This is a genomic window from Aeromonas sp. HMWF017 (assembly GCF_003061465.1).
Taxonomy (GTDB): Bacteria; Pseudomonadota; Gammaproteobacteria; order Enterobacterales; family Aeromonadaceae; genus Aeromonas; species Aeromonas veronii.
The window spans coordinates 3196-16609 of record NZ_QAJD01000143.1 but is presented as its reverse complement, the minus strand read 5'-3'; the positions used below and the strand labels follow the sequence as shown (position 1 = coordinate 16609).

10 protein-coding genes are annotated in these 13414 nt (G+C 60.5%); 2 read left to right on the top strand and 8 right to left on the bottom strand.

The window, feature by feature from the left end; translation table 11 throughout:
• The coding region (locus tag DBR30_RS22265; protein ID WP_258224445.1) for an alpha/beta hydrolase-fold protein at positions 1-240 on the top strand (240 nt) is incomplete at its 5' end.
• A 50-nt stretch (positions 241-290) separates the two neighbouring features.
• On the opposite strand, the gene DBR30_RS14730 is transcribed toward DBR30_RS22265, so the two are convergent.
• Positions 291-1013, bottom strand: coding sequence for a head GIN domain-containing protein (locus DBR30_RS14730; protein WP_108540314.1), 723 nt, complete (start codon positions 1011-1013; stop codon positions 291-293).
• A 363-nt stretch (positions 1014-1376) separates the two neighbouring features.
• Between DBR30_RS14730 and ovoA the strand changes: the two genes are divergently transcribed.
• Positions 1377-3527, top strand: a complete 2151-nt coding sequence (gene ovoA / locus DBR30_RS14725; protein ID WP_108540311.1) for a 5-histidylcysteine sulfoxide synthase — start codon at positions 1377-1379, stop codon at positions 3525-3527.
• Between the two features lie 79 nt (positions 3528-3606).
• On the opposite strand, the gene DBR30_RS14720 is transcribed toward ovoA, so the two are convergent.
• From DBR30_RS14720 to ebgR, 7 genes are all read right to left on the bottom strand, one after another.
• Positions 3607-4557 carry a bile acid:sodium symporter family protein gene (locus DBR30_RS14720; RefSeq protein WP_108540308.1) on the bottom strand — a complete coding sequence of 317 codons (951 nt, stop codon included), beginning with the start codon at positions 4555-4557 and terminating at the stop codon, positions 3607-3609.
• Between the two features lie 295 nt (positions 4558-4852).
• Positions 4853-6298, bottom strand: coding sequence for an amino acid permease (locus tag DBR30_RS14715; protein ID WP_108540305.1), 1446 nt, complete (start codon positions 6296-6298; stop codon positions 4853-4855).
• A gap of 167 nt (positions 6299-6465) precedes the next feature.
• On the bottom strand, positions 6466-6804 hold the full coding sequence (locus DBR30_RS14710; protein WP_005342042.1) for a tRNA-binding protein: 339 nt from the start codon (positions 6802-6804) through the stop codon (positions 6466-6468).
• 76 nt (positions 6805-6880) lie between these two features.
• Positions 6881-8326, bottom strand: coding sequence for an amino acid permease (locus DBR30_RS14705; protein ID WP_108540301.1), 1446 nt, complete (start codon positions 8324-8326; stop codon positions 6881-6883).
• A 103-nt stretch (positions 8327-8429) separates the two neighbouring features.
• Positions 8430-8885 (bottom strand): beta-galactosidase subunit beta, encoded by a 456-nt coding sequence (locus DBR30_RS14700; protein ID WP_108540299.1) that lies wholly within the window; start codon positions 8883-8885, stop codon positions 8430-8432.
• A complete protein-coding gene (gene ebgA, locus DBR30_RS14695) occupies positions 8882-11956 on the bottom strand; it encodes a beta-galactosidase subunit alpha (protein WP_108540296.1) in 3075 nt (1024 codons plus the stop codon). Before ebgA ends, DBR30_RS14700 begins: the two co-directional genes overlap by 4 nt.
• Before the next feature lie 321 nt (positions 11957-12277).
• Positions 12278-13243 carry a transcriptional regulator EbgR gene (ebgR, locus tag DBR30_RS14690; RefSeq protein ID WP_043823255.1) on the bottom strand — a complete coding sequence of 322 codons (966 nt, stop codon included), beginning with the start codon at positions 13241-13243 and terminating at the stop codon, positions 12278-12280.
• Between the last annotated feature and the right edge of the window lie 171 nt (positions 13244-13414).

The window sequence follows — 13414 nt, the reverse complement described above, 5'->3', positions numbered from 1 at the left end:
GAGTGGGATGCCTGCCAGCTGCTGCGCCACCAGCCGGTCACGCCGCTACCGACCCTGGTGGATGTGGGGCTGGATGATCCCTTCCTCGCCGAGCAGCTGCATATCGATGCGCTGGCCGAGGTGGCGGCCAGCAAGGAGTGGCCGCTGGAGCTCAACCGCCACGAGGGCTATGACCACAGCTACTACTTCGTGGCGAGCTTTATCGAGGCGCACCTGCACTTTCACGCCCGCCACCTCTGATCAACACAGGCCCGTTGCGGGCCTGTTTCAGTTGTGGTGATCGGTTGATATCAGCTGCCCGCGCGGGTCACTCCGCCGGAGCCTGCGATCTGCTGCTCCACCTTGGGATCGCCCCAGTAGGCGATGTTGCCTGAACCGGCGATGCCGACTTTCAGCGTCTCCTGCGCCCGTACCGCCACATCACCGCTGCCGGCGATATTGACCTCTACCTCGTTGCCGCGCATCTCGCTCCCGAGCACATCACCAGAGCCAGCAATGTTCAGCTCGATGGCCTGTGCCGAACCGCTGCCCAACTCCAGACTGCCGGTGCCAGCGATATTCCCTTCCAGCCGTTTCAGCTCCAGCTGACTGGCAACGATGTCACCGGTACCGGCCACCGACAGCACCAGCTCATCCCCCTTGAAGCCGCTCAGATCGCCGTTGCCGGTCCCGGCCAATGCCAGTTCGTTCAGCACAGGCAAGGTGATGGTCAACTCCAGCGGCTCGGTAGGATCGAGCCGGTAACCCTCCTTCACCTCGATCTCCAGCTTGTCGCCGCTCTCGGTCAGCACCAGATAGGGCAGCAGGTTCTCCTGCCCCTTGATGAGGATACCGCGCGGCTCCCCCGCCACCAGATGGAGGGTGGCAGGCACCCCCGCCAGCACCCGGGTCACCCCGTCACCAAGCACCTGCTGGCGCTCGACCACAGCCCCCGTTCCGGTCACTCTGGTCTGATCCAGCCAGTGACACCCACTGAGCCCCGCCATCAACATGACAACCATCATCCATTTCATCGCTACTCTCCTCCTTATGTGTTGGCCATCCAGGGCCAATTGGTTTTCATGCTCTGCAAAGCGTGAGCCAAAAATTAACCTAATGATTCAAAAGGAAATAACTTTTTCACCCAGAACAGAACGAAGAATTAAGAGAGCCATTTAGACCATATTTTGGTGAAAATAACCATTCTCGAACGGATATGATTGTGGCTGATTGGCGGGTCGTCCTGCCGGTCACTATGCTGACAGCCCGTGGAAGTTTTTAATTGCCCTGCCGGTCTGTTGAGCCAATAGTGGTACTTCGTGCGTACCAAGCTCTCCATTGCGGTAATGTCATTACCACTGTCTTGTCAGTCTTCACTGCCAACAAGGAGTCAGAGCGTGACCCAAGCAAGCCCTCTCTATTCCACTGCCACCGGTCTGCCGGAGCCGACTCGCACCCCGTTGCTGACCGGCAGCGATCCCGAGCAGAAACGGCGCGAGCTGCTCGCCTACTTCTGCCAGACCTTCGATCTCTACGACTCACTGTTCGACTGTCTGGCCGATGAGCGGGCCTGGTTCAACAAGGCGATCCCGCTGCGCCATCCGCTCATCTTCTACTACGGCCACACCGCCGCCTTCTTCATCAATAAACTGCTGGCGGCGCGCCTGATCGACCAGCGGCTGGATGCCCGCATCGAGGCCATGGTCGCCATCGGGGTGGACGAGATGAGCTGGGACGATCTGGACGAGACCCACTACGACTGGCCCAAAGTCAGCGAGTTACGCAGCTATCGGGCCAAAGTCCGTTCGCTGGTGTGCGATTTTATTCGCCAGATGCCGCTCACCCTGCCCATCGACTGGCAGAGCCCGGCCTGGGTGATCCTGATGGGGATAGAGCACGAGCGCATCCACCTCGAGACCTCCAGCGTGCTGATCCGCCAGTTGCCACTCGCCTGGGTGCGGCCACAGCCTTATTGGCCCGCCTGCACCGAAGCCCGCCACCGAATTGATCAGGTGCCCGCCAACAGCCTGCTGCCGGTGGCCAGCGGCAAGGTGCGCCTTGGCAAGCAGGACGCCACCTACGGCTGGGACAACGAATATGGCGAGCGCCAGATCGAGCTGGCCCCGTTTCAGGCCAGCCGCATGCTGGTGAGCAATGCCGAGTACCTCGCCTTCGTCCAGGCGGGCGGCTACGGCCAGCAACAGTGGTGGGATGAGGAGGGGTGGAGCTGGTGCCAGTACGCCAAGGCACAGATGCCCACCTTCTGGGTGGGTGACCCCGCCGAGCCCGAACAATTGCAGCTGCGGCTGATGACCGAGCAGGTCGCCATGCCATGGGACTGGCCAGTCGAGGTCAACCAGCTGGAGGCGGCCGCCTTCTGTCGCTGGCAGGCGGCCCGGACCGGACTTCCCATCCAGCTGCCGAGCGAGGCGGAGTGGATGCTGCTGCGCGAGCAGCTACCCGGCGATCAGCCGGACTGGATGGAGGCCCCCGGCAATATCAATCTGGCCCGCTTCGCCTCCTCCTGCCCGGTGGATGCCTGCCCGCAAGGGGAGTTCTTTGATCTGGTGGGCAATGTCTGGCAGTGGACCAGCACCGCCATCGATGGTTTCGACGGCTTTAAAATCCACCCGCTCTACGACGACTTCTCCACCCCCACCTTTGATGGCAAGCACACCCTGATCAAGGGCGGCAGCTGGATCAGCACAGGTAACGAAGCGCTCAAATCATCCCGTTACGCCTTCCGGCGTCACTTCTTCCAGCATGCGGGTTTCCGCTATCTGGTCTCCCGTTATCAGGAACCCGTTATCGTGAATCCCTATGAAACCGACACGCTGGTCGCTCAGTACCTCGACTTCCAGTACGGCCCGAGCCACTTCGGGGTAGCCAACTACGCCAAAACGCTTGCTGATCTTGCTGGCGAGCTGTGCAGCAACCACCAGCGGGCGCTGGATATCGGCTGTGCCACCGGGCGCGCCAGCTTCGAGCTGGCCCGCCACTTCCAGCATGTGGACGGGGTGGACTACTCGGCCCGCTTCATCGATGTGGCGCTGGCCCTCGCCAGCCAGGACAGTTTCCGCTACGCCATTCCACTGGAGGGTGAACTGGTGGAGTATTGCGAGGCGCGCCTGTCGAGCCACGGGCTGGGGTCGAGTCAGGCGGAGCGCATCCACTTCAGTCAGGGGGATGCCTGCAACCTCAAGCCCAAATATGACCACTACGATCTGGTGCTCGCCTCCAACCTGATCGACCGGCTGCGGGAGCCCGCCCGCTTCCTGCGGGACATAGCTCCCCGGCTGCGCAGCGGTGGCCTGCTGGTGCTCACCAGCCCCTATACCTGGCTGGCGGAATATACCCCGCCCTCCAACTGGCTCGGCGGCATTCGTGAAAACGGCGAGGCGCTCACCACCTATCAGGCGCTGCAACGGCTACTGGCGGCGGAGTTCGAGGAGCACTGCCCGCCCCGGGATGTGCCCTTCGTCATCCGCGAGACCGCCCGCAAATACCAGCACACGGTGGCGCAGCTGACCGTCTGGCGCAAACGCTAGCACGCCGGTCGACATGCAGATGAGAAGAGGGAGGCCAACGGGCCTCCCTCTTGTTATGGCAATAAAAACGGCGCGAGTATCAATGCCCCTGCTCGTGATAGCGGCGCGCCAGCACGGCGCAGACCATCAGCTGGATCTGGTGGAAGATCATCAGCGGCAGCACCATGACGCCGACGCTGGCGGCGGGGAACATAACGTTGGCCATCGGCACTCCGTTGGCCAGACTCTTCTTGGAGCCGCAGAAGACGATGGTGATCTCGTCCGCCTTGTTGAAGCCGAGACGACGGCTGATCCAGACGTTCCAGCAGAGTACCAGCGCCAGCAAGACGCAGCTCAGCAACACAATACTGGCCAGATCGTACCAGCCTACTTGGTGCCAAATCCCCTGTACCACCGCCTCGCTGAAGGCGACATAGACCACCAGCAGGATGGAGCTCTGATCCAGCTTGCCGATGAGCGGACGGTGGCTGTCGACCCAGCGACCGATGAGCGGACGCGACAGGTGGCCGACCACGAACGGCAGCATCAGCTGCATCATGATGGACTGGATGGAGTGCCAGGTGTCGATCCCCTCCCCCTGCACGTGGATCATCATCCCCACCAGTACCGGCGAGAGGAAGATGCCGAGGATGCTGGAGGCCGAGGCGCTGCACACCGCCGCCGACACATTGCCCCCCGCCATCGAGGTAAAGGCGATGGCCGACTGCACAGTGGCTGGCAAAGCGCAGAGATAGAGGAAGCCGAGGTAGATAGCCGGGCTCAGCCAGCCCGGTACCAGCGGGGTGAGCAGCAGCCCGAGCAGCGGAAACAGCACGAAAGTGCTGAGCATCACCACCAGATGGAGCCGCCAATGACCGAGGCCCGCCAGCAGGTTCTGGCGCGACAGCTTGGCGCCATGCATGAAGAACAGGAGCGCCACCGCCAGCTTGGTCAGCAGACCGAACCAGACAGCCACCTGCCCCTCGCAGGGAAAGAGGGAGGCCAGGGTGACCACCGCAATCAGCACAACAGTAAAGGGATCCAGACGCACGAAAGGTCTCCATCAGAAGGGCATCCTGCAGCCATGGCGACAGTCAGGATTGGGGAGGACAAGAAACAGAGCGGGAGATGTCTGGCACCTCCCGCTAAAACGAACCTCCAGCTTACCCCGATAACGGAGAGGCGCAAAGTTGAGCGGCGAATAATTGTTCATCAATGCTTAACGCCGTCGCCATATCGAGCAGCAAAAGTTGACGATAAAACGGCTGTGACAGCTACCCAACGGCTAAAAATGGATAAAAAAACGGGCGACCAAGGCCGCCCGTTCCGCTTTTTCACCCAGCCGATCAGCGCTGGCTGACCAGCTTGCCGTTGCCGCTTTTCTTCTCATTGCCACCGAGCTTGCGGGCCTGCCGCTTCTCGAAACGGGAGATCCACCAGTAGGCCAGCGCCGAGAAGACCGCGGTCATAAAGACGTTGATGAAGAAGGCACGCACCAGATCCACCCCGGCCGGGAAGGCGGAGGCGCTCATGCTCACCACGAAGATGGCGATCAGCACCGACACCACGCCCATCCCGAACTTGCGCGACCCCATGCGGAAGTCGCGCGGGGTGTCGTCATGTTTCCAGCGAAACACGAAGTAGGCCACCATGATGAAGATCGGCGGCAACATGGCGGTGCCGGCGGTGAGGTTGATGGCGGTGTTCATCATCTGCTGCACCGACTCGGAGCCGAAGCCGTTGACCACCAGCATCGCGAACACGAAGACAAACTGCCACCAGGCGGCGCGCACCGGCACGCCGTGCTCGTTGAGTTGGGTGGTCTTCTCGCCGTAAACCCCCTGCGGGATCTCGGAGAAGTGGATCTTCACCGGCGCCGAGGTCCACATCATCATGGAGCCGAACATGGCGATGAACAGCACCACGCCGACGAAGCGGCCCACCAGCGCCTCGGAAAGCCCGAAATACTGGGCCATGCCAGTGAAGATCTCCACCATGCCACCGGCATAGGTGAGGCTCTCGCGCGGCACGAACACGTTCACCAGCAGGGAGCCGACCGCATACATGGCACCGATGACGACACCCGCGCTGATGATCACCTTGATGAAGGACTTCTGGCCCCCCTTCACGTCATTGAGGTAGGCCGCTGCCGTCTCGGCACCGCCCGCCGCCTGGAAGATCCAGCACATGATGCCGAGGGTCGCCCAGTTGACGGTAGGGGTCATCGCCTCCAGCGTGATGGGCTGGGCCGGCACATGATCGCCACTCAGAGCCATCAGGGCGCCCAGCACATAGATGGCGAACAGGGCAAATACCCCGTAGGCCACGATCTCCGCAATCTTGCCGAGCCAGCTCGCACCCTTGGTGGAGATGTGGGTCGCCGCCGCAAACAGCACGATGGAGATGATCGAGGTGACCATGGGGGAGAAGCTGTACTCATAGCCCAGCATGGCGTAAGAGGCATAGGCGATGACGTTGGGCAGCAGGGAGACAAACCAGAACAGGTTCACGAACCAGTAGAGAAACGAGCCCAGATAGGCCATCCGGGTGCCGAGCGGTTTTTTAAGCCAGTCGTACATCCCCGACTCGGAGTTTTTGTTGGCCGAGACGAACTCGGCAATGATGAAAACGAACGGGATGAAGTAGACGATGGTCGCCAGCAGGAAGATGGGGGCGGAGCTGAGCCCCAGCTCGATGTTGTTGTTGACGATGTTGCGCACGTTGAACACGGCGGCAAAGGTCATCGACAACAGGGCAAACTTGCCTATGGTGCCGCGTACGGATTCAGACATGGTGTCCTCCAGTGGACTCGCGCTCCCTGCGGGTAACGCTGTGACTCTGTGATGTGTTCGGCAAGGGTCTGTCGGCCCCGCGCTTTACTCTCTTGTTATGATCGGGCCGCTTGGACGGCCTCGTTGCTGAACCGGTGCAGTCTCACCGCACCGGCTCGCAATACCAGTCAGACGATCGGGGTGCCCGGCGCCATCGGCACCCGCGGTTGCAACAGCACGCTCTGGCTCTCGTCCGGGGTCTCGGCGCAGAGCAACATGCACTCGGAACGCTCGCCGCGCATTTTGGTGGGCTTGAGGTTGGTCAGTACCACCACCTCGCTGCCCATCAGCTCCTCTTCGCTGTAGTAAGGCACCAGACTGGTGACGGTCTGCAGCGGCCGCTCACCCCCCACATCGATCTGGACGATGTAGAGTTTGTCGGCACCGGGGTGACGCACCACCTCCAGCACCTTGCCCACCTTCATCTCGACCCGTTTGAATTCGGCAAACTCGATCGTCTCGCTCATGCTCTTTTCCTTTTCTGGTTCAATGGTTTGCGGGTGGCTAACGGCCACCCGATTTGATTGGAATTCAATGCAGTGGCTATGGCGTCTGCATGGCAACCTGCGCCGCCGGCTGGGCCTCTTTGGCACGCGCTTCGGCACTGAGGGAGGCCTCGTATCTGTTGTATTTCCACCAGGCGAAGCCGAGGAAAATCACGATCCCGCCGACGTTGTAGAAGATGATGGTCATGATGTCGGCGCCGGTCGGGAAGGTGGAGGCGAGGAAGCCCACCGAGAAGATGGCGATCAGCACCGAGACCACGGCGATGCCGGTGGTGCGCGAACCCATCTTGAACTCCCGTGGCAAGTGGTCGAGCTTCAGACGCAGATTGAGGTAGGCCAGCATGATGAACAGCGGCGGCAGCATGGAAGCGGCAGCGGTCATGTTGATGACGGTGTTCATCAGATCCTGCGCTGTGTTGGAGCCCAGAGTCGGGATCACCATCAGCGGCAGCACGATGAGGTACTGGATCCAGGCTGCACGGGCGGGCACGCCGTTCTCGTTCAGCTCGACCGTCTTCTTGCCGAAGATGCCGGCCGGGATTTCGGAGAAGAAGATCTTCACCGGGGTCGCCGTCCACATCAGCAGGGAGCCGAACATGGCGGTGAAGGAGACCAGCCCCACGAAGCGGTTCATCAGGATCTCCGGCAGGCCGAAGTAAGCCGCCAGCCCTTCGAACACCTGCACCGAGCCGCCGGTATATTTCAGGGTGTCGCTCGGCACGAACACGTTGATCAACAGCGAGGCGATGGAGTAGAGCACGCCGATAAAGATCCCGGCGATGATGATCACCTTCACGAATGACTTGGAGCCCCCCTTCACGTCATTGACGTAGACCGCCACCGACTCGGCGCCACCGGCTGCCATAAAGATCCAGGTGGTGATGCCGAGGAAGGCCCAGCTGAAATCGGGGATCATGGCCTCTACCGTGATGGGGTCGGCCGGTTGCACGCCGCCCACCAGTGCCGCACCCGCCAGCAGGATGTAGGAGAGGGTCAGCAGCAGCATCAGGGACGAGGTCACCGAGGTGATGGGGCCGAGCATCTTGGCGCCGTTGGTAGAGACGTAGGTGGCAAAGGCGAACAGCACCATGCTCAACGCCGTGGTCGCCACCGGGGTGAGAATGTACTCGTAGCCGAGAAAGGCATAGGAGGCGTAGGCGATAACCCGCGGCAGCAGCGAGGTGAAGAAGAAGAGGTTCACGAACCAGTAGGTATAGGCGGAGATAAAGGCCCAGCGCCCGCCGAGGGAGCTCTTCACCCAGGCATACACCCCTGCTTCGGAGTTTTTGTTCAGTGACACGAACTCCGCAATGATCAGGCAAAACGGAATGAAGTAAAAAATGGTGGCCAGAAAGAACATCGGGGCCGAGGCCAGACCGATCTCGATGTTGTTGTTGATGACGTTGTTGAAGCTGAATACCGCCGCGAAGGTGAGCGACAGCAGACCAAACTTGCCTATCGTATTGCGTTTGGAATCAGACATGGTGCATCTCCAGACCTGTAGTTATTGCCGCGAAAGGGCGAGGCATGGGTTGTAGGGTGAGCCCCGCCCTTCCGGCTTTTATCAGTGCAGAACCAGCGGCTTGTTATTTGTTCTTGAAGTAGCCGCCTTCGACGGTGACCTTGATGATCACCTTGCGCACCGGCCCGTCGCCGACGAACCGGTAGGCTTCATCGTTCTCGAAGATCACCACCTGACCGTTGCCGACTTTCTGGCGCTCACGCACCTCGCCTGCCAGCCACTCGCGGTCTGTGGTGTCGTCATAGGCCTGCTCGACCCCCAGCTCACTCTTGGCAGCCCACTCCACCGTCTCTGCCCCTTCCAGGTAGTAGTGAACGTCGAAGTAGCGGCGCTGCCCCTCGAACAACGAGGTGGCCGGGCTGGCCCCCTCCTGCAAGCGGTAGGTGAGAGAGTCACCGATGGAGTGGCAGATGCCGGGCTTGAGGTTTGGCAGGTTGTTGATGGCCTCCACGCAGCGGCCCCACTTCTTGCCCTCCCGGTAGATGTTTTTGAACAGGGTCAGGTTGTCCAGGGTGATCATGCGAGGTTCCTCCCGCCGTTGATGGTGAGATCGAGCCCGGCCAGCGCAGCCGGATTGAGGTTGCCACGGGCGATGGGCAGCAGGGTCAGGCCGAAGCTGAACGGTTCGAAGCGCACCCGCCAAGAGTCCAGCACCTCGGAGCCCCAGGAGTTGGAGCCGAGCCCCAGCACCTTGTGATCCAGATTGAGGGTGAGATAACCGCAGGGTTCCAGCTCGTTGATGTGCTGCGCCGCGTGGATATGCTCCCAGCTGTAGGGCCAGACGCTCAGGTTGATAGGAGCATCGGGCCGCACGTAGAGACCGGCACCGTGACGGTTGGTCAGGGTCGCCCAGCGCACCTGCTGGCGGTTGCCGTTGTCCTGCGGGAAGGGGTAGTGCTCCCACATCTCGCTGACTGTGCTCTGGAAGCTGTCGATCCAGTTGCTCTGGCGGCTGTCCTGATAGTTTTCACCCGGTCCCATGCCGTAGTAGTGCACCCGGTCGAGATCCTGACGAATACCCAGCTCGAAGCCGATCTTGGGAATGATGTCGTCATAGCCGCCATAGGGCTGGCCACAGAGCGCCACGTGCAGCTGGCCGTTCGGGCTCAGGGTGTAGACGTAGCGGCAGCGCATGCCGAAATCGAACACCGGCGGCGCGATCAGGCTCTCCACCGTCACCTCGACCGCCTCACCCAGCTGGCGCCAGCTCAGAGTGCGGAAGTGCTCCTGCATGATCTGCAGGTGGTTCGGGTGCCACAGGCTCTCGTACTCCTGCTTGTGGTTGTCGATCATCGGCTTGAAGAAGGTGAGACGCGGGGCTCGCTCGATGAGCTCGATACCATCCTGCTGCCAGCTCACCAGCTTGCCGTCGAGGCGCGAGAAGCGCAGGGCAAAGCCGCTACCGCTCAAGGTCAGCGCGAGGCGCTCATCAGCGATATCCAACGGAGTAGCGTTGGGATTGGCAAAGGGCTGCAGCTGACGAGTCGATGCCTTCAGTTGGAACTGGTACTGGCCCAGCTCGTGCTCCGCCGCGCTGTAGCGGGTGGCGGTGGCCTTGATGACCCGCAGCTGGACGAAGGTTTCCCGCCCATCGAGGGATGGCAGTTCGAGTTGCAGCTCTGTGGTGGCACCGGGGGCAATCCCTTCCAGCAGGATTTGCTGGCTGGCCAGCAGTTCGCCCTCGGCCTTCACTTCGACCAGTAGACGGATATCGTCGAGAGTGGAGAACCAGTAGCGGTTTTCCACCGCCAGCTTGCCGCTCGCCAGATCCAGAGCGCGCACCTTGACCGGGCAGATCACCTGCTTGTATTCGCGCAGGCCAGGCCCCGGGGTTTGATCCGGATAGATGAGGCCATCCATGCAGAAGTTGTAGTTGTTGGGGTAGTCGCCGTAGTCGCCGCCGTACTTGTAGACGGGGCGGCCCTGTTCGTCCTGATCCAGAATGCCGTGATCGCACCACTCCCAGATGTAGTGACCCTGAATGTGGGGATGACGGTCGAACACCTGCTGATATTCGCTGAGGCCACCCGGGCCGTTGCCCATGGCGTGGGCGTATTCGCAGATAATGCGCGGCTTCTCCATCGGGAACTCGCCGAAGCAGTTCATCTGGGAGACGCGCGAATACATTGTGCTCACCACATCCACCACCTCGGCATCGCGATCCTCTTCGTAATGCACCAGCCGGGTCGGGTCGAGCGCCTTGCAGCGCTGGTACATGGCTCTGATGTTGCAGCCGTAGCCGGACTCGTTGCCGAGTGACCAGATGATGATGGAAGGGTGGTTCTTCTGGGCGTGCACGTGGCGCTCTATGCGATCCACGAACACCGGCTCCCAGAAGGGGTCATCGGTGATGCGGCTGAGATCGCCGACGTTGGCAAAGCCGTGGGTCTCCACGTCGGTCTCCGCCATCACGAACAGACCGTACTGGTCGCACAGCTCGTAGAAGCGCGGGTCGTTCGGGTAGTGGGCAGTGCGCACCGAGTTGAGGTTGTGCTGCTTCATCAGCACGATATCGCGTTCAACACGGTCCATACCGACCGCGCGGCTCTTGAGGTGGTCGTTGTCGTGGCGGTTCACCCCGTGCAGCTTGAGGTAGTGGCCGTTGACGTAGAAGAGGCCATCCTTGACCTTGATTTCACGCACCCCGACCCGCTGCGGGATCACTTCCAGCAGCTCGCCCTGACCGTTGTAGAGGGAGAGTTGCAGCTGATAGAGGTAAGGGTCTTCGGCGCTCCACAGATGGGGGTTGGCCAGATCCAGCGTGAAGTGGCAATCACACTTGCCGTCGATGGCGAGATGGTCGAGGGAGCCGCTGGCGATCTCGCTGCCCTGATCCAGCAGGGACCAGACCAGACGGTGATCACGGGCGGCCGCCCCCAGGTTCTCGAGCTGGATATCGCAGCTCAGGGTAGCGCTCTGATTGTCATCGGCCAGCGCGGTGCGGATGAAGAAATCCTGCACATGGGCGGCCGGTTTGCCCACCAGATAGACGTCGCGGAAGATCCCCGCCATCCACCACATGTCCTGATCTTCGATATAGGTGGAGTCAGCCCACTGCATCACCCGCACTGACAGCAGGTTCTCGCCAACCTTGGCGTAGGCGCTGATATCGAACTCGGCGGTGAGACGACTGCCCTTGCTGAAGCCAACGTAGTGGCCGTTCACATAGACCTCGAAGTAGGTCTCCACTCCGTCAAACTTGATGATCACCTGCTCGCCGCCCCAGGCCGGGCTCAGCGTGAAGCTGCGCTGATAGGCGCCGGTGGGGTTGTTGGTCGGCACGAAGGGCACGTCGATGGGGAAGGGAAAACCTTCGTCGGTGTACTGCAGCTGGCCATGTCCTTCCATCTGCCACATGTTGGGCACAGTGATCTGGCCCCACTCGCTCATGGGGCTGTGATAGAAGGCCTCCGGCACCTGCAGGGGGTGGTCGAAGTAGTGGAACTGCCACTGGCCGCCAAGGCTCAGAAAACGGCGGCTCAGCTCGCGCTGCATGGTGGCCGCCAGCGCGTGGTCGGCATAAGAGAAGAAGTAGGCACGCGGGGCAAGCCTGTTTTCACCAACGAATTGGACGTTTTCCCAGTTATTCACATGTCCTCCCGGAACAAGGCAACGTTAACTGGGTAAACTCTAGATAAACATTTACTAAATATCAGCTTTGAATTGGTAAAGTTTTAACCTGATCACAATGAACAGATGGTTTTGTGAGCGAGATCAGAAGCGGGAGATAAAGGAGGGCAAGATATGGATGAGTGGCATGGATGTTGATAGCAGCTGGCTGTTCTGCAATAAAATTAACTATAAAACAATATGATATGACGTTATGGGATGATATGGGAAAGAGGTTTGCTTGGGAGATTTGTCGCACCACCGCAAGATGGCGCGACTAAAAAGCAGAATATTTTACTAAAATCAGCGAGTGGTGCCGCGCAGGGTCAACTTGCTCGGTACCAGCACCCGGAGTGGAATATCCCGCTCGTCTCGCAGCCGCTCAACCAGCAAATTGACCCCCTGGGAGCCCATCAACTCGGAGTGGATCCGCACCGTTGAGAGCGGCGGGAAGGTGAACTTGGCGGTCGGAATATCGTTGACGCTGATAAGCTCGATCTGCTGGGGAATCGCCAGTCCCTTCTCATGAATGGCACGCAGCACGCCGATGGCGATGGAGTCGGAGGCGACGAACAGCGCCTTGGGCCAATCCCCTGCCAACATCTCTTTTGCCAACTGGTAGCCGGAGGCACTGGAGAAGTCGCCACGATAGAGATCGCTCTCCTGCACCACCCCCAGCCGCTGGCCATACTCCCGGAAGGCCAGTTCGCGCAGATCCGGATTCTCGTCCTGGCCACCGATATAGCCGATGCGCTGGTGCCCCTGCGCGATGAAGTAATCGACGACCTGCTGGCTGATCAGGGCGAGATCCACATCGACCGAGTCGAACTCTCCCTGTGAACGGCAGTCGACAAACACCAGCTGGCTGGAACAAGCCCTTAGCTGGACGAGACGCTCGGCTGTGAGGGTACCGACCACCAGAATGCCATCCACGGCGCTCAGTTCGCGCCCTTCACCGCAGTTGTAGAGATGGGTCAGTTCGATATTGAGGCGGGCACTCTGGGTCTCGATACCATAACGGATGGCGAGATAGTAAGGGTCGTTGACCTCGGTACTCTGGGGATAGGCATAGACCACCAGAAAGTGCAGCTTGCTCTTGTGTACCCCCTTGCGGGCGCTGCTGGTCTTGTACTCCAGCCGTTCGGCAATCTCGAAGATCCGCTGCTTGGTCTCTTCCTTGACGCTCAGGCTGGGATCCTCGTTCAGTACCCGGGATACCGTGGCGAGAGAAACCCCCGCTTCCTGTGCAATTTCCTTCAACGTAGCCATCAATACCTCGCTGGCAGCATCACGTGTTAATCGGCAACGGCTAAAGAGTAACGGGCAATCCCTTGATAGCCCAGCACTTTTACTAAAATGCCGGCGGCAGGGCAGTTTTTTGAATTGCAGAAATGCAAAAAGGCCTCCCGAATGGGAGGCCTCTTCTAAATAGGTGCCTGA